The organism is Cupriavidus sp. 8B (genome assembly GCF_054589115.1).
The window spans coordinates 1-17,081 of sequence record NZ_BAAILO010000101.1 but is presented as its reverse complement, the minus strand read 5'-3'; the positions used below and the strand labels follow the sequence as shown (position 1 = coordinate 17,081).

At 65.3% G+C, this 17,081-nt stretch carries 16 protein-coding genes and 1 pseudogene; 8 read left to right on the top strand and 9 right to left on the bottom strand.

The genetic code is table 11. From position 1 onward, the window contains the following. Positions 1–58: 58 nt before the first annotated feature. Positions 59–1,024, bottom strand: coding sequence for a tripartite tricarboxylate transporter substrate binding protein (locus ACYP5B_RS11055; RefSeq protein WP_459569624.1), 966 nt, complete (start codon positions 1,022–1,024; stop codon positions 59–61). A 224-nt stretch (positions 1,025–1,248) separates the two neighbouring features. Between ACYP5B_RS11055 and ACYP5B_RS11050 the strand changes: the two genes are divergently transcribed. Continuing rightward, entirely contained in the window at positions 1,249–2,079 is an 831-nt protein-coding gene (locus ACYP5B_RS11050) for a class II aldolase/adducin family protein (RefSeq protein ID WP_459569622.1), read from the top strand. Positions 2,080–2,132: 53 nt separating this feature from the next. On the opposite strand, the gene ACYP5B_RS11045 is transcribed toward ACYP5B_RS11050, so the two are convergent. The 3 genes from ACYP5B_RS11045 to ACYP5B_RS11035 are packed head-to-tail and all read right to left on the bottom strand — an operon-like array spanning position 2,133 to position 4,512. Continuing rightward, on the bottom strand, positions 2,133–2,789 hold the full coding sequence (locus ACYP5B_RS11045; RefSeq protein ID WP_459569621.1) for a methionine ABC transporter permease: 657 nt from the start codon (positions 2,787–2,789) through the stop codon (positions 2,133–2,135). Then, the gene (locus ACYP5B_RS11040; protein ID WP_459569620.1) at positions 2,770–3,663 is read right to left on the bottom strand and encodes a methionine ABC transporter ATP-binding protein; all 894 of its coding nucleotides are present in this window, start codon (positions 3,661–3,663) and stop codon (positions 2,770–2,772) included. Before ACYP5B_RS11040 ends, ACYP5B_RS11045 begins: the two co-directional genes overlap by 20 nt. A 36-nt stretch (positions 3,664–3,699) precedes the next feature. Further along, positions 3,700–4,512, bottom strand: coding sequence for a MetQ/NlpA family ABC transporter substrate-binding protein (locus ACYP5B_RS11035; protein ID WP_459569619.1), 813 nt, complete (start codon positions 4,510–4,512; stop codon positions 3,700–3,702). A 225-nt stretch (positions 4,513–4,737) separates the two neighbouring features. Between ACYP5B_RS11035 and ACYP5B_RS11030 the strand changes: the two genes are divergently transcribed. Then, on the top strand, positions 4,738–5,277 hold the full coding sequence (locus tag ACYP5B_RS11030) for a hypothetical protein (protein WP_459569618.1): 540 nt from the start codon (positions 4,738–4,740) through the stop codon (positions 5,275–5,277). Positions 5,278–5,545: 268 nt separating this feature from the next. On the opposite strand, the gene ACYP5B_RS11025 is transcribed toward ACYP5B_RS11030, so the two are convergent. From ACYP5B_RS11025 to ACYP5B_RS11015, 3 genes are all read right to left on the bottom strand, one after another. Continuing rightward, complete coding sequence (locus ACYP5B_RS11025; RefSeq protein ID WP_459569617.1) at positions 5,546–6,703, bottom strand: ABC transporter substrate-binding protein; 1,158 nt, start codon at positions 6,701–6,703, stop codon at positions 5,546–5,548. 85 nt (positions 6,704–6,788) lie between these two features. After that, entirely contained in the window at positions 6,789–7,748 is a 960-nt protein-coding gene (locus ACYP5B_RS11020; protein WP_459569616.1) for a PDR/VanB family oxidoreductase, read from the bottom strand. Positions 7,749–7,754: 6 nt separating this feature from the next. Then, positions 7,755–8,813, bottom strand: coding sequence for an aromatic ring-hydroxylating dioxygenase subunit alpha (locus tag ACYP5B_RS11015; RefSeq protein ID WP_459569615.1), 1,059 nt, complete (start codon positions 8,811–8,813; stop codon positions 7,755–7,757). Positions 8,814–9,149: 336 nt separating this feature from the next. On the opposite strand from ACYP5B_RS11015, the gene ACYP5B_RS11010 reads away from it, so the two are divergent. After that, a complete protein-coding gene (locus ACYP5B_RS11010) occupies positions 9,150–10,136 on the top strand; it encodes a LysR family transcriptional regulator (protein WP_459569614.1) in 987 nt (328 codons plus the stop codon). A 7-nt stretch (positions 10,137–10,143) separates the two neighbouring features. Here the strand turns inward: ACYP5B_RS11010 and ACYP5B_RS11005 are convergent, their stop codons facing one another. Together ACYP5B_RS11005 and ACYP5B_RS11000 are read right to left on the bottom strand one after the other, a co-directional pair. Continuing rightward, on the bottom strand, positions 10,144–11,007 hold the full coding sequence (locus tag ACYP5B_RS11005; RefSeq protein WP_459569613.1) for an IclR family transcriptional regulator: 864 nt from the start codon (positions 11,005–11,007) through the stop codon (positions 10,144–10,146). 11 nt (positions 11,008–11,018) lie between these two features. Beyond that, the gene (locus ACYP5B_RS11000) at positions 11,019–11,864 is read right to left on the bottom strand and encodes an IclR family transcriptional regulator (RefSeq protein ID WP_459569612.1); all 846 of its coding nucleotides are present in this window, start codon (positions 11,862–11,864) and stop codon (positions 11,019–11,021) included. A 314-nt stretch (positions 11,865–12,178) separates the two neighbouring features. Between ACYP5B_RS11000 and ACYP5B_RS10995 the strand changes: the two genes are divergently transcribed. The 5 genes and pseudogenes from ACYP5B_RS10995 to ACYP5B_RS10975 all read left to right on the top strand — a co-directional run. After that, positions 12,179–13,138, top strand: coding sequence for an MBL fold metallo-hydrolase (locus ACYP5B_RS10995; RefSeq protein WP_459569611.1), 960 nt, complete (start codon positions 12,179–12,181; stop codon positions 13,136–13,138). A 54-nt stretch (positions 13,139–13,192) separates the two neighbouring features. Further along, positions 13,193–14,926, top strand: a complete 1,734-nt coding sequence (locus ACYP5B_RS10990) for an FAD-dependent oxidoreductase (protein ID WP_459569609.1) — start codon at positions 13,193–13,195, stop codon at positions 14,924–14,926. Between the two features lie 35 nt (positions 14,927–14,961). Beyond that, positions 14,962–15,177, top strand: coding sequence for a DUF2783 domain-containing protein (locus tag ACYP5B_RS10985; RefSeq protein WP_400098189.1), 216 nt, complete (start codon positions 14,962–14,964; stop codon positions 15,175–15,177). 100 nt (positions 15,178–15,277) lie between these two features. After that, positions 15,278–16,612, top strand: coding sequence for an MFS transporter (locus tag ACYP5B_RS10980; protein WP_459569608.1), 1,335 nt, complete (start codon positions 15,278–15,280; stop codon positions 16,610–16,612). A gap of 164 nt (positions 16,613–16,776) precedes the next feature. Further along, positions 16,777–16,908, top strand: a pseudogene (locus ACYP5B_RS10975) (IS630 family transposase); the annotation flags it as partial. Positions 16,909–17,081 lie beyond the last annotated feature (173 nt).

The window sequence follows — 17,081 nt, the reverse complement described above, 5'->3', positions numbered from 1 at the left end:
AACCCCAAGCAAAGCCGGGCCAGCCATGGGGCCCGGCTTTCTTCTTCACACTACGCGCTCAGTCCGCCTGCGCCCCCGAGCGCTTCACCACCGCGCCCCATTTGCGAATCTCGCTGTCGACGAATTTGCCGGTGTCCTCCGGGCTCAGCGGCATCGGCTCCGAGCCGCGGTCGGTGATGAACTTCGACAGCTCGGGCGACTGCAGCGCCTTCACCGTTTCCGCGTTGAGCTGGCTCACGAGCGCGGGTGGCAGGCCCTTGGGCGCCATCAGGATGGCCCAGCCCAGGGCCTCGAAGCCGGGAACGCCTTCCTCGCGCACCGTGGGCACGGACGGCAGCTGCGGCGTGCGCTTGGCCACCGTGACCGCCAGCGGCACGGCCTTCTTCGACTGGATCAGGGGCAGCGCCGCCGTCACCGAATCCACCATCAGCGGGATCTGGTTGCCGAGGAAGTCGGACTGCGCCGGGCCGCTGCCCTTGTAGGGAATGTGCACCATGAAGATGCCCGCCTGGGCCTTGAGCATTTCGGCGGACAGATGCTGGGTACCGCCGACGCCGGCGCTGGCGTAGCTGTACTTGCCGGGCGCGGCCTTGGCCTTGGCGATCAGGTCGCGCAGCGAGACGATGCCGGAAGCCGGCGTGGCGAGGAACACCAGCGGCACGGAGAACACGCCGGAGATCGGCTGGAAATCCTGGCGTGGGTTGTAGTTGAGCTTCTTGTACAGCGTCTGGTTGATCGCCATCGCGCTGCCGGCCATCACCAGGGTGTAGCCATCGGGCGCGGCGTGGGAAGCGATCTCCATGCCGAGGTTGCTGCCCGCCCCGGCGCGGTTGTCCACCACCACCGGCTGACCTAGCTGCTTGCCCAGCCGCTCGGCCAGCGCACGCGCAAAGATGTCCGTGGCCTGTCCCGGCGGGAAGGGCACGATCAGCTTGATGGGACGGTCGGGATAGGCGGCGTGGGCAACGGTGGCGGCCGTCGTCAAAGCTGCTGCGGCGGCGATGAGGGCAAAGGGCTTCTTCAAAGGGCTCTCCTGGGTTATTGGTCTTATGTGTTGTGCCGGGTGTGCGCATGCCGCGCAGTGCATGGGCATGACCGCACAGGAAAGAATTCTACGGGATGGCGCATCGCTGCCGCATCGCTGCCTGCCGCCCTTGCATTTCCATATGCCGATTGCGGCGTGGGCAAGCCCGCGCGGCAGCCGTATGATGTTCCGGCACCTACCCCCGCTTTTTGCCGGAGCGCCGCATGAACGCCGTCACCGAACCGCTGCTTGCCTTGTCGGATCACAGCCTGTCCCTGCCCACCCTGCCCACCCTGCACTTCCCCGCCGTCCAGGCCGAGGTCTCGCCCGCCGAATGGGCCGTGCGCGTGGAGCTGGCCGCGGCCTACCGGCTGGCGGCGCAGTTCCGCTGGACCGATCACATCTACACGCATTTCTCCGCACGCGTGCCGGGTCCGGATGAACATTTCCTGATCAACGCCTATGGCCTGACCTTTGAAGAAATCACCGCGTCCAACCTGGTCAAGGTCGATATCGACGGCGAGATCCTGCGCGACGACACCGGCCTGGGCATCAACCCGGCCGGCTACGTGATTCACAGCGCCATTCACGCCGCGCGCCACGACGTGGGCTGCGTGCTCCATACCCACACCGCCGCCGGCATCGGCGTGTCGGCGCAGCGCGATGGCCTGCTGATGATTTCGCAGCACGCCATGCGTTTCTTCGAGCGGGTGGCGTACCACGACTACGAAGGCATCGCCATCGACCTGGACGAACGCTCCCGGCTGGTGGCGGACCTGGCCGATCGCGACATCTTCATCCTGCGCAACCACGGCCTGCTGACCTGCGCGCCCACCATTGCGCAAGCCTTCCAGGAACTGCATATGCTGGAGCGCGCCTGCGTGGCGCAGCTGGCCGCGCAATCCGGCGGCGCAGCACTGGTGATCGCGCCCGATGCGGTGGCGCGCAAGGTGGCGGACCTGGTGGTGAGCAATGCCGGCGGCCCCGTCACGCGCAAGCACTGGTCGGCCCTGCTGCGGCAGCTCGATCGCAGCGATCCGTCGTATCGCCAGTAAACGCTAGCAGCCGCCAGTAAGCACTGGCAGCGGCAGGCGGCTCCGTAGCCGGCTCAGCGCCTGTGGTCGAAGCGCCGCGCCAGCCGCTCGCCGCCGAACTGCACCAGCGTGACCAGCGCCACCAGGATCACGATCACGTTGAACATCACCGCGGTCTCGTAGCGCTCGTAGCCGTAGCGGATGGCCAGGTCGCCCAGGCCGCCGGCGCCCACCGCGCCGGCCATGGCCGATGAGCCGATCATGGCGATCACGCTGACCGTGGCGCCGCCGACGATGCCGGGCAGCGCTTCGGGCAACAACACGTGGCGCACGATGTGCCAGCGCCGGCAGCCCATGGCGCGCGCGGCTTCGACCAGGCCCGGATCGATCTCGTTCAGGCTGACCTGCGCAATCCGCGCAAAGAAGGGAATCAGGTGCACGCTCAGCGGCACCACCGCCGCCCACGTGCCCATGGTGGTGCCGACGATCATCCGCGTCACGGGCAGCATCGCCACTAGCAGGATGATGAACGGGATCGAGCGAAAGGTATTGACCAGCGCCGACAGCGTGCGGTGCAGCCGCGGCCGCGGACGCAAGCCGCCCGGCGCGCTCAGCGTGAGCACGATGGCCAGCGCCATGCCGCACAGGAACACCACCAGGCAGGCGGCGCTCACCATCAGCATGGTCTCGCCCAGCGCCTTTACGTACTTGTCAGCCATTGGCGGGAACATAAGCCTGTCTCTCGATATTGGCGCGCGCACTCGCGTACGACGCGTTGGCCGCATTGGCGGAATGAATGGCATTGGAACACTCGCCGCCGACCGGCACCGGCAGCTCCAGCCGCAGCGGGCGCAACAGCGCCAGCGTGGCGGCGGCCTGTGGCTCGGCAAACACCTGCCACACCGTGCCCAGCTCCACCACGCGGCCTTGGTCGAGCACCAGCACGCGGTCGCAAGCCTGGCGGATCACCGCCATGTCGTGCGTGATCAGCACCACGGTCAGCCCAAGCTTGCGGTTGATATCGCGTAGCAGGGCCAGGATCGATTCGGTGGTCTCCGGGTCCAGCGCCGAGGTAGCCTCGTCGCACAGCAGGATCTCCGGCCGGTGCACCAGCGCACGCGCAACGCCCACGCGCTGTTTCTGCCCGCCGGACAGCGTGGCCGGATAGACCTGCGCCTTGTCGGCCAGGCCCACCAGCTCCAGCAGCGCCATCACGCGCGGCACGATCTGCGCGCGCGGCACGCCGGCCACGCGCAAGGGCAAGGCCACGTTCTCGAACACGGTCTTGGCGGACAGCAAATTGAAATGCTGGAAGATCATGCCGATGCGCCGGCGCAGCGCTACCAGGCCATCTTCCTCCAGTTCGCCCACATCCACGCCATCCACGCGCACCTGCCCGGTGCTGGGACGCTCCAGCATGTTGATGGTCCGCAGCAGCGTGGACTTGCCCGCGCCGCTACGGCCGATGATGCCGAAGACTTCTCCGCGCGCCACCGTGAACGACACGGCCTGCAGCGCTGCCACCGGCGCGCCCGGGTAATGCTTGCCGAGATGCTCGAAGACGATATGCGGCAGGCTTGATTGCAGCGGGGGCGCTTGTGACACGATGAAGATCCTCCGGTAACGGCGAGAACAATGACATCAGAACGCCGGGATCACCGAGCCCTGGTACTTGGTCAGGATGAACTTGCGCACCTCATCCGAGTGGTACGCCTTGATCAACGGCGCCACCCACGGCGCGGCCTTGTCGCGCTCGCGCACGGCGATCACGTTCACGTACGGGTTGTGCTCCTTCTTCTCCACCGCAATGCCATCGCGCGTGGCGATCAGGCCGGCTTGGTAGGCAAAGGTGTTGACCACGGCGGCGGCATCCACGTCCGGCAGCGAACGCGCCAGCACGACCGAGGCGCTTTCCACCAGGTCCAGCTTCTTGGGATTGGCGGTGATGTCACCCAGCGTGGCCGTGCCGGTGTACGGGTCGAAACCATCGCGCAGCTTGATCAGCCCATGGTCGCGCAGGATCACCAGCGCTCGGGTCTGGTTGCTCGGATCGTTGGGAATGCCCAGCCGCGCCCCCTGCGGCAGCGACTCCAGGGCTTTGTATTTGCGCGAGTAAAAGGCGATCGGCGAGATCAACGTATCGGCCACCGCCGCGATCTTGTAGCCGCGCTGGTTGATCTGGTCGCGCAGGAACGGTTTGTGCTGGAACGCATTGGCGTCGAGATCGCCGTTGTTCAGCGCCTCGTTAGGGCTGGCGGTGCCCGTGATCACGATCGGCTCCACGTTGAGGCCTTGCTTCTTGGCCACCTTGGTCACCACTTCCCAGATCTCTTCGTCCACGCCGCCGCGTACGCCTACCTTGATGGGCTTGTCGGCGGCCAGCGCCGGGGCGGCGCCGATGGCGAGCGCCGTCGTGGCGGCCAGGACCGTGGAGAAAATTGCGCGCAGGTTCATAAGCCGTTCACCTCGAATGTTTGCTGGCGATGATTGAGTTGGCGGGATGCCAGGGGAACCAGTCTAGGCAGGCGACGGCATGCCGGTCCAAGAATAAAACCGCAGTAGCAAATCCGGAAAACCTGCCGGCGATTGGGCGGGCCTGCATGACTCGATAGGGAAACCGGGGCGCCAGACCGTATCATGCACACCTATTCTTGAATTCGCGCAAGAACAAAGGATGAAATGAGCAGAAGGAATCTGGCGCCGCTGTGCCTCGTGCTGAGTTGCAGCGCCGTGTTCGCGGCAGGTGGGCCATCGAGCGGGCCCGTAGCCATCAAGACGCCTGCGTCGCAGGAGGTATTCAAGACACTGTGGAATGCCGAGATTCCGTCCTTCGTTGAGTTCAAGGGCGAGCCGGTGGTCTTCGCGCTCAAAGCGCAGGACCAATACCTGGTCACGCTGCCCTACTCCGCTCAGGCTGATGCGAGCAAGCTTCCGCGCACCAGCAGCGACGCGTTTGAATCCAGGCTGACGTGGATCGCGGCCACCACGCAAATGCTGGTGGCTGTGGTCAAGCTACCCGCAGGACAGTGGCCCACCGACGGCAAGGCGCCGGTGATACTTGCAGGAAGCACGCTTGCCATCGACCAGGATTGCGCATTGAAGGGAATGCCGCTGTTCGATGCCGACAAAAAGGGCAAGCCGGTGGCGAGCTGGAAGACGGGGTGGCAGGATGAGTCGCCGTACCGGGTGGACTACTACAACTTGAAAGCGCCAGACTAGCAACCGTGGCGACCGGGGGGCCAAGCATGCGCAACGCAGTATGCATATCCATGCGCCGAATTGTTCCTTCCGCGCGCAGGGCCGGCTGCGTAGAGTGACGGGTTTCAGTATGCCGCGTGCGCCGCACGGCTCGCGCCGCCATCACCCGAAGGCTTCATCATGGCTTCCTCCCCGGGGCATGCGCCCGTCTCTCCCATCCACAGCGAAGTCGATTTCGACGCGCCCGGCAAGCACACCGGCTACCTGTAAGCCACGCCCTTGCCCTGACCTACTTCAGGTACTTCCATCCGCCATTCTGGATCTGGACCAGCGCCGCTGCCCGCTTGTCGTAGCCAACATGGTCGGACCGGGACATCGTCGTCACGCCTTGGGTAGTCACGACACCGCTGGTGCGCTCCAGCGCGTCGCGCAGCGCAATGCGGAACGCCTCGGTGCCCGGCTTGCCCTTGCCAAGGGCGGCGGGAATCGCCGCACGCAGCACCAGGCCCGCATCCCAGACGTTGGCCGAGAAGATCGAGGCTGAGTTAGGGCCGTACGCGGCCTCGTAGCGCTTGACGAAATCCTGCGCGACGGGCCGCATCGGGCTGCCCGGCTCAAGCTGGTCCGCTACCAGCACCGGCCCGACCGCGAAGATCGCGCCCTCCGCATCCTTTCCGGCAACGCGCAGGAAGTCCCGGTTGGCAATGCCGTAGGTCTGGTAGACGCGTCCTTTGTACCCGCGTTCGGTGAGCGTTTTCTGCGGCAGGGCGCCGGGTGTGCCGGATGCCGCGACAAGGACGGCGTCCGGCTTCGCGGCGATGATCTTCAGTGTCTGCGCCACCACGCTGGTGTCCGTGCGGACATAACGCTCCGTCGCCACGAGCTTGATGCCGGCCTTGTCCGCCAGCGGCTGGAGTGCGGACAGCCATGCGTCGCCATAGGCATCCGAGAAGCCCATGAATGCCAGCGTCTTCGTGCCGGCCTGTTGCATATGGTCAAGCGTGGCGCCGATCATCAGGTTCTCATTCTGGATCGCCTTGAATGCCCACCGCCGTTTCTCGTCCTGCGGCTCGACGATCTTGGCGCTGGCGGCCAGGCTCATCAGCGGCACCTTGGTCTCGGCGGCGACGTCGACCAGTGGAATGGTGGACGGCGTGACCGATGAGCCCATCACCACATCCACCTTGTGCTCATCCACCAGGCGGCGGAAGTTGCGCACGCTGACGCTCGGATCCGAGGTGTCATCGAGGATGATGAAGTTCAGCTTCTGCCCGGCCACCTCCTTGGGCAGGAGGTCGATGGCGCTCTTTGCCGGAATGCCCAGCGATGCCGCCGGACCGGTCAGAGACAGGGTAACGCCAACGTTGATATCGGCATGCGCAGGACTTGCGGCCAAGCCGGCAATGGCAAGCATCGCTGCCATCAGTGAGCGGGTGGGATGGAACATCGTTTTGTCTCCTTGGAGGATCGCGGCCATCTGCGTGGCGCGTGTTGTGATGCTGTTGCCGGGCAGTGGCGCGCCACGGCGTCGCTCAGATGTCCAGTTCCAGCTCGGGCGTCAACGCCCGGGAAACGCAAATCATGACGGCCGTGTTCGCCTCGCGCTCTTCGCCGCTCAGCACGTAGTCCCGGTGGTCCGCCTTGCCAGCCAGCAGCGGCACCTCGCAACTGCGGCACAGCCCCTCGCGGCAGGAGAAAGGCAACGGCACGCCGTTCTGTTCAAGCGTTTCGAGAATGGTGGCGCCGGCGGGCACGGTGAAGCGGCCGCCGTGCCGGTGCAGGACCACCGTGAAAGCCTGGTCCGCATCGGCATTGGCACCGGCCTGTTGCGGATCCGCGCCGAACCGCTCGAAATGCGTGGCGGCTCGCGGCACGCCCGCCGCGTCTGCCTTGGCGGCCACCGCATCCATCAGTGGCGACGGCCCACAGCAATACACGTGACTGCCCTCGGGCAGCGCGCCAAGAAAGGAGGAGAGGTCCGCCAGCGCGCCATGGCTCTCGTCATCGACATGCAGTTGCACCCTTTCCCCATATCCCGACAAGGCATCCAGGTAAGCCGCCCGCCGGCGCGAGCGCATGCAGTAGAGCAGTTTCCACGGCCTGTCGTTGGCCTCGCACCAGCGGATCATGCTGAGGATCGGCGTGATGCCGATGCCGCCGGCAATGAACACGTGCGCCGTGGCCGCCGCGTCGATGCCGAACAGCGAACGCGGCATGCTCACCTTGAGCGAGTGGCCCTCCTCGATCGCGTCATGCAGATACTGCGAGCCGCCGCGCGATGACGGCGCAAGCCCCACGCCAAGGCAGTAGCGGTCGGTCTGCGCCGGGTCGTTGCACAGCGAGTATTGCCGGACGATGTTGCCGGGCAGGTGCACATCGATATGCGCACCTGCGGTGAACGCCGGCAAGGCACCGCCGCAGGGCCGGCGCAGCTCGATGCCGCGAACCCCTTCGGCCTCGGCGGTCACACTGGATACGATCAGTTCGAGCATGCCGTGCTACCTCTGCGCGGACATCGCCGCTTTCTCGGCGGATGCCGCCGCTTCCTCTTCGAGCTTCTGGTTCACGGCCCAACGGAATTGGGAGAGCGCAGCGTCGATGGAGAACGGCATCATCTTGAAGCTGGGCTCAAGCTCAAGGCTTCTCTGTTGCGCCGAGATGATCTCGCGGTCCTCGGCGAACGCGGTGACCACGCTTTGATGAATCGACGCGGTGACTTCCGGCTTGTCGATGGCGAAGTTGTGCGGATGGGCGAAGAAGTAGTGCGTGGAGTTCTCGGTCTCCGGGGTGATCGCCTGGCAGCCGCGGAATTCGGCAGCGTCGACACGCACGCCTTCCGGCGCGCCCGTGCCGGTGGGAGACATGCCGGAATCCATCAACAGGATGGCCGGAATCGTGAAGTTGTAGATATTCCAGCGGTCGACTTTACCGGGGTAGTCCTTCACGGCCTTGGCGAAGGCGGGCGCTTCGGTATTGATGGCCCAGCGCGTAATCCGCACACCGCCATCGATCCGCTCCACCTTGGGCTTGACGGCCGCATAGTCCTCGCTACCGCCCAGGGTGGTCGGATGCACGAACGGCAGGTGCGAGAAATCGAGCAGGTTGTCGCAGATCAGCAGGTAGTTCACGTCGTAGTGGATATAGCCGTCCAGGCTGCGCCATTCGGGGTGATCCAGCCATTGCGCGTCCGGGATCAGCGACGGATCGGCCTGGTCGGGGTCGCCCATCCAGATCCACACCCAGCGGTGTTGCTCGACGATCGGGAACTTGCGCACCTTGGCCTGCGGCGCAATGCGTTCCTGCGCTGGGGCCTCGATGCATTTTCCCGCGCTGTCGAACTTCAGGCCGTGATACATGCAGCGGATGCAATCGCCTTCCCTGCGCCCGACGGACAGCGGCGCGCCGCGATGGCAGCAGCGATCCTCCAGCGCCACGATGTTGCCGTCTTCCTTGCGGTACATCACGACAGGGACACCGATGATGGTGCGGGAGAACATGCCTTCGCCGGGGATTTCCTTGTCCCAGCCGGCGACATACCAGGTGTTTTTGATAAACATGCGAAGTTCCTTGGAGCGATCTCTTTGCACCCGGCGTGGAAATTCAGGGCGCAGGTTGCCATGCACGCATTGCGTAAGAGCCATGCGTGTCGCGGGCGTTAAAACTGGCAGGCCGGGCTAAAGCGCCGTGGCCTGGACAAGTGAGGCAATCAGGATGGCGGCAAGGCGCCGTGCGGGCAGGGATGCAGGCGGGGATGCGGGTGGCAACGTGTGCGTGCTTGGGGTGTCATGTCTTGTCTCCAGATGCGCCGACCCATCTCCGGGGTCCTTGACTGCAGAATAGATTTGGAGGAAACATGCGTCAACGTCATCCACCTAATAGCGAGAATGTACGCCATGCATGCAGACGAGCTGGACCTCAACCTCCTGACGGTGTTCGATGCGATGCTGCGGGAGCGCAGCGTGACCAAGGCCGCGCAAGAGCTGGGCCTGACGCAAAGCGCGATGAGCCACGCGCTGAACCGGCTGCGAGCCTTCTTCGACGACCAGTTGTTCGTCAAGACGCCGGCGGGCATGATGCCCACGCACAAGGCAGAGGAGCTGACCGAGGCAATAGTCGGCGTGATGGCCACGGTGCGCCAGCAAGTGTTGTCGCAGTCCCGCTTCGATCCGCAGGCGGCGCGGCGCACGTTCAACCTGTGCATGACCGATATGGGCGAGCTGGTCTTCCTGCCGCCGCTCATCAGCAGGCTGCGCCGCGAGGCACCGCACTGCACGCTGCGCACGCTGCAGGTCCCGCTCCAGCAGATCGAAGGCATGCTCGGCACGGGAGAAGCCGACCTGGCGCTGGGATCGATCCGCGCCGCGCCGGAAGGCTTGTTCCAGCAGCGCCTCTTCATGCATTCGTTCGTGACGATCGTGAGCGTGCGCAATCATGAAGTGGGAGAGGCCCTGACGCTCGAGCAGTTCCAGCGCATGCCGCAGATCGTGGTCACCCTGTCAGGGCGCGCCAGCGCGGCTTACGACAGCGCGTTCGACGACCATGGCATCAAGCGCAATATCTACCTGTCGACGCCGCACTTCCTGGTGGTGCCGTTGCTGATGGAGCAGCAGCCGGACCTGATCGCCACGGTGCCGCTGGAACTCGCCAACGTCTTCGCCCGCTACGGCACGGTGCGCGTGATGCAGCCGCCGGTGGCACTGCCGGAATTCGCCATCAAGCAGCATTGGCATCCGCGATTCCACCACGACCCGGCCATCATCTGGCTGCGCGAGCTGGTGAAGCGCACCTTCGAACACTATCCACGGGTCTACGATGGCAAGGACGAGGCAACTGCGCCGCCGCCACCGAAGCCATCCCGGCGCGTGGCAAGAGGTAAGTGAGCGGCGCCTAGCCGTTCCCCGCGACGGCTTCCATCGGCTCCATCGGCTCCATCGCGCCGAAGCGCCACGATAGCCGCCGCGCCGCCTGCAACAGCGTCCTGGCCGTCGCGCCATCGGTGCTGCTGTCGAAGCTGGCCGACGTGCCGATCAGGGCAATGACAAGCGCGATGCTGCCGGTGTGGTCGAACACCGCGGCAGCGAGCGTGTCGATGCCGGGCACCGGCTTGCTCAGCGCATTGTCGATCCGGCGCGCGCGGATCTGCCCCAGCCGGGCAGCATATGCCGGCGCAAGCGCCTCGCCGGCGCCGCCGTCCGGTTCAACGACTTCCGCCTTGGGCACGCCCGCCAGCCGCAGCGCATCCTGGTCCAGCAGGCCCATCAGCACGTGCGCCGGCAGGTGCGCCGCAAATAGCCTGCCGATCGCCGTATTGACCAGCGACAGCACGGTGCCAACCCGCAAGCTCACGTGCTGCGGCCGCGCCGCCTCCTCCAGCCGCACCACCGTCGGCCCGAGCGGGCCGAGGACCGCCATCGCCACGCTCAGGCTGGTCGTGCCGGCCAGCTCGATCACTTCGGGTTCGGCCTCGCGCGTTGGGGAAAGGCGCTGCAAGGCCACCAGCCCGAGTTCCAGGCCGAGGGGGCCGGACAGGAAATTGCCTGCCGCGTCCCGCGCCAGCAAGCCGATCTTTTGCAGGCTGACCAGATGCGGGAACGCCTTGGCGGGCGCCATGCCGGCCGCGCGGGCGAGGTCGCGCAAGGGCAGCGGCCGCCCGGCCGCCACCAGCGCGGCAAGCAACTGGCCGGTGTTGTCCAGCGACTGGATGCCGCGCTGCGGTTTGGCGGCTTCGCCCTGGCTGTCGTCGATTGGCATGGGGGCTGGTGTCATTCGGAAGGCTCGGCGATGGCGTCACGGATGGCCGCGGCGGTGTCGAGCAGTGCGACAGCCACGGGGCCCCGCCAGTCCACATCGATGGTGCCGGTCGATCCCACCACGGTCAGCGCCAGGCGCAGCCGCCCGCTGGCGTCCAGCACCGGCGCGCTGAGACTGCTGACGGCGGGGCTCGGCGCGTCGATGCTGCGCTCGATGCCGCGCTCGCGGATGGCGGCGAGGGTGGCGCCGAAGGCGGTGGCGTCGATGGCGGGCGTGTCGCCGGCGTGCTGTTGCTCCCAGATCGCCTGCCATTGCGCGGGCGCAAGGAACGCGCAGAACACGCGGCCGGTTGCCGTTGCCGACAGCGACATCACCGTGCCGACGTGCAGGTTCACATGCAAGGGAGAGCCGGCGTGCTCGTAGCGAACGATGGTGGGGCCCTGCGGCCCGGCGGCGCAGATCGCCACGCTGAACCCGCACGACCCGGCTAGCGCGGCCACCAGCGGCACCGCCGCCCGGTAGGCGGGATCGTGGTCCAGGTACAGCATGCCGAGCTGCAGCGCCAGCGGGCCCGGCTCGTAGCGCCCGGACAGGTGGTCGCGCTTGATCAGGCCAAGCCGCACCAGGCTGACGAGGTAAGTGTGTGCTTGCGCGGGCGCAATCTGCACGCTGGCGGCGAGGTCGGCCAGGGTCATCGGCATACGAACATCGGCCAGCGCCCGCAGGAAGCGGCCACCAACTTCCACGCTCTGTATGCCGCGCTGCGCTTTTTCCTCGCCGCCGCTATCCGTCGTGTTGTTCGCGGTGTTGTCCGCCGTGTTGGCCTCTGATCGCGCTGATCGTGCTGGTCGTGGCATTCGGCCCCCGCTTGAAAACCCAGATAGTAATCGACCCGGCGCCATCCACCTGGCAAGACCGAGGGTTTCCCCTTGGATTTCCGCGCCTTATTTGTGCTTTATTTGTCGCTTACCCGTCCCGCTCCGCGAGTTAGTCAAAAACAATATGATTTGTTATTGACTAATTTAGACGGGATTCCTAAGATGGCCTTACCCCGATACCGGTGCAGCTATAGAGTGAATACGGGGCGAGACAGTCCCCGCTATGCAGTGATCCGCTCCGGCGCCTGCTGTCTCGTCTTTTCCCCACGCAAGACAAAAGAGAAGAGGCAAGCATGAGCAAGGCATTCGCATCCCAGGCCGACCTGGAAGCCAAGAAAGTCACCTTCACCCAACTCTCCGAGAACGCTTACGCGTACACCGCCGAGGGCGACCCCAATTCCGGCGTGATCATCGGCGACGACGGCGTGCTGATCGTCGACACCACCGCCACCCCCGCCATGGCGCAGGACCTGATCGCCAGGATCCGCACGGTCACCGACAAGCCCATCAAGTACGTGGTGCTCTCGCACTACCACGCGGTGCGCGTGCTGGGTGCTTCGGCTTACTTCGCCGAAGGCGCGCAGCAGATCATTGCCAGCCGCGGCACCTACGAAATGATCGTGGAGCGCGGCGAGGCGGACATGAAGTCGGAGATCGAACGCTTCCCGCGCCTGTTCGCCGGCGTGGAGACCGTGCCGGGCCTGACCTGGCCAACACTGGTGTTCGAGAAGGAAATCACGCTGTACCTCGGCAAGCTCGAAGTCCGCATCGCGCACCTGGGCTCGGGCCATACCAAGGGCGATACCGTGGTCTGGCTACCTTCGCAGAAGGTGCTGTTCTCCGGTGACCTGGTGGAATACGACGCCGCCTGCTACTGCGGCGACGCGCAGCTCGAGCAGTGGCCGGCCACGCTCGACGCCCTGCAGGCACTGGGCGCCGAGAAGCTGGTTCCCGGCCGAGGCCCTGCCCTGACCAACCCGGAAGAGGTCAAGAAGGGCATCGAATACACCAAGGACTTCGTCACCACGCTGTTCCAGGCCGGCAAGGAAGCCGTGGTGGACCGTCTGGACCTGAAGAGCGCGATGGCGCATACACGCAAATCGATGGACCCGAAGTTCGGCCACGTCTTCATCTACGAGCACTGCCTGCCGTTCGACGTGTCGCGTGCCTTCGATGAAGCCAGCGGCATCCAGCATCCGCGCATCTGGACCGCGCAGCGCGACAAGGAAATGTGGGCCGCGCTGCAAAACTGAAGGCCAATCGCCGCATAGATGGAATGGCCGTATCGAGTGGATGGAGACACAGGCATGAGCAACGACTACCAGAACCTGTCATTTGCGTATCAGCCTTGCCGCGAGCAAGGGCAGGAACACACTGGCAACCCGCATCCCGTCATCGTCGTAGGGGCCGGCCCGGTGGGCCTGGCCACCGCGATCGACCTGGCCCAGCACGGCGTGCCGGTTGTGCTGGTGGACGATGACTGCACGCTGTCGAGCGGATCCCGCGCGATCTGCTTTGCCAAGCGCACGCTGGATGTCTTCGACCGGCTCGGCTGCGGCGATCCCATGGTGGCCAAAGGCGTGTGCTGGCACGTCGGCAAGGTCTTCGTGCGCGACGAGCAGGTCTACACCTTCGACCTGCTGCCGGAGGCCGGCCACCAGCGGCCCGCCTTCATCAACCTGCAGCAGTATTACGTCGAAGGCTTCCTGCTCGACCGCGCGCGCCAGTTGCCCAACCTGGAGATCCGCTGGAAGCACAAGGTGACGGGCATCGAACAGTGTCACGCCGGCACGCCGGACGCGGCCGTGGTGCTCACCGTCGACACGCCGGACGGCCCCTATGCGCTCACCGGGCGCTATGCGGTGGCGGCCGATGGCTCGCGCAGCCCGCTACGCAACCTGCTGGGCCTCGACAGCAAGGGCCGCACGTTCAAGGATCGCTTCCTGATCGCCGACGTGAAGATGGAAGCGGAATTCCCGACCGAGCGCTGGTTCTGGTTCGACCCGCCCTTCCATCCGAACCAGTCCGTGTTGCTGCACCGCCAGCCCGACAATGTCTGGCGCATCGACTTCCAGCTCGGCTGGGATGCCGATCCCGTGCTGGAGAAAACGCCGGAGCGCGTGATTCCGCGCGTGCAGGCGCTACTTGGCCCGGATGCAAAATTCGAGCTGGAATGGGTCAGCGTCTATACCTTCTCCTGCCTGCGCATGGACAGCTTCCGCCATGGCAACGTGTTGTTCGCCGGCGACTCCGCGCATGGCGTCTCGCCGTTCGGCGCGCGTGGCGCCAACAGCGGCGTGCAGGATGCGGAGAACCTCGCGTGGAAGCTGGCCTATGTGCTCCAGGGCCACGCGCCGGACAGCCTGCTCGATACGTATGCGAGCGAGCGCGAGTATGCCGCCGACGAGAACATCCGCAACTCGACGCGCTCGACGGATTTCATCACGCCGAAGAGTGCCGTGAGCAAGGTGTTCCGGGATGCCGTGCTGGAACTGTCGAAGAAGCATGCGTTTGCGCGGCAGCTGGTCAATAGCGGACGGTTGTCATTGCCATCCGTACTGCGCGATTCGCCGCTCAACACGGCCGACACCGACGACTTTGCGGGTGCCATGGTGCCGGGCACGGCTTGCGTCGATGCGCCGGTCTCCGGTGAGCAAGGCCAAGGCTGGCTGTTGCCGAAGCTTGGCGGGCAATTCACCGCCCTGGTATTCGGCACGCCCGACGCCGAGAGCCTGGCCGCATTGCAAAAGCTGCTGCACGGCACGCTGCCGCTCAAGCTTGTCGTGGTCAGCTCGGATAGGGCGTGCGCCGCATTGCCCGGCATATCGGTGCTGCACGACACCGAGGGCCTGGCGGCACAACGCTACGACGCGCGGCCCGGCACGCTGTACCTGATCCGCCCCGACCAGCATGTGTGCGCGCGCTGGCGGCAGGTCGACATCGCCGGCATCCAGCGGGCCATGTCACGCGCGACCGGTAACGCGCAGGGCACGCAAGCCGGCGCTCCGGCAGCGCAAGCGGCCGCCCCGGTGGCTGCATGAATCCCGCTGAGACAGTCCGAATCAGAGAGACAGCAATGGCACTCAACACCCACCCCAACCTGGCGCGCGCCGATGACTTCTACGAAGCCCTGATCGACATGCACCGCGATCTCGACGACGGCCAGAGCCAGGCGGCCAATGCGCAACTGATCCTGTTGCTCGCGAACCATATCGGCGACCACGACACGCTCATCGCCGCCATGCAGCTCGCACGGCAGGGCGCGGCGCAGGAGATCAGCGCACAAGCCTGATTGCAGCGGGCGCTGCCCGCGCCCTCTTTCACTCGTTGCCAATACGCGCCAGACGTCGGCATCCAGGGCCCCGCCGGGCCCGCGTTCCCGGAGACAATCCATGACCTATCCCTCTGCAGGGGCCATCGCGCCCCCGACTTCTGCTGCCCGCGACGAAGACGCGCTCTATCGAAAGATCTGGCTGCGCATCATCCCGTTCCTGTTCGTCTGCTACGTCATCTCCTTCCTGGACCGGATCAACATCGGTTTTGCCCAGTTGCAGATGAAGCAGGACCTGGGCTTCAGCGATGCGATGTACGGGCTGGGTGCCGCCGTGTTCTATGTGGGCTACGTGCTGTGCGAGGTGCCCAGCAACATGCTGCTGGCCCGCTTCGGCGCGCGCCGCACCTTCACCCGCATCATGTTGCTGTGGGGCCTGGCATCGGTCGGCATGATGTGGGTGTCCACGCCCACGCACTTCTATACGCTGCGCTTCCTGCTGGGCGTGTTCGAAGCCGGCTTCTTCCCCGGCATCGTGCTGTACCTGACCTACTGGTTCCCGGCGCGTCGGCGCGCTGCCGTGATGGCCATCTTCTTCGCGGGCGTTGCCGTGGCCGGCGTGCTGGGCGGGCTGGTGTCGGGCTGGATCATGCGCGACATGGCCGGTGTGCTCGGGCTCTACGGCTGGAAGTGGATGTTCGCCATCGAAGGCGCGCCCGCCATCGTGCTCGGGCTGATCGCCGCGGTGTTCCTGGTCGACGGGCCGCAGCAAGCTAACTGGCTCACCGATAAGGAGAAGGCATTCCTTGCCGCGCACAATGGCCCGGCCGGACGGGCCACGCACGCGCACTCGTTCAGCGCGCTCATCGAGGCGCTGCGCAATCCCCGCATCTACCTGTTTGCCTTCATCTACTTCGCGCTGACATGCGGCTCGCTGACCCTGAGCTTCTGGATGCCGTTGATGATTCGGGACTTCGGCATCACCGACGTGATGTCGATCAGCCTCTACTCCGTCATCCCGAATGCGATCGGCGCCGTCGGCCTGATCCTGATTGCCCGCCACTCCGACTGGCGCGGCGAGCGGCATCGCCACTTCGTAGCCTGCACGGTTGGCGGCGCGCTGGCACTGGCGCTGCTGACCCTGCACCTGCCCAGCTTCGCGGCGATGCTCGCGCTGCTGTCCGCCGCGTGCGTGCTGATCTTTGCCGCGCTGCCGATCTTCTGGTCCTTGCCGCCTAGCCATCTGCCTGCGCATACCGCGGCTACCGGCATTGCCTTTATCAGCAGCATCGGCATTACCAGCGGCATCGTCAGCCCGTGGGTCATCGGGCAGATCAAGACGCACACCGGCAGCATGGACAATGCGTTGTATCTGTTGGCGGGGTTGCTGGTAGCTAGTGGCATCGCCATGTGGGTGGGGGTGCCGAGGGGCGAGTCGCGGCATCCTTCGATATAAGGTTCATGCCGGTGCCCGTCGTTTAGAAGAGATGGCTGACGCCGCATGATGCATGTCCGGCACTACCCGTGCGCGCAGGTCTAGTGTCCCGTTCCGTTGTTAACGGATCTATATTTTTGCAGGATGGTGGTATCGACGAACCGGAGATGCCAGCATGCCAATGGGACGACTTCGTCGCTCACTACAAGCAGAAATGCAAGTCATTCGATTGGGCTGCCTCCGCTGATTCGCTCCTTGCCGAGCTCAGTAGACGTTGTGAGCGAATCAGCGGAACAGGACACTGTCTAGCCCGCTGACGCGGGGGTGTCTCTTGTGGGCGGGGTTTTGATGCTTCTAGCTGCTGGCGCGGCTGTACGGGGTTGGCCGTTTACACACGTGTGAGATGTCACTTTTCTTTACTCGTAAAGAGGGTGGAGACAAAAGAAAGAAAGACCTATTCTTCCTAAACTGAACATGGAGATGCAGTCAT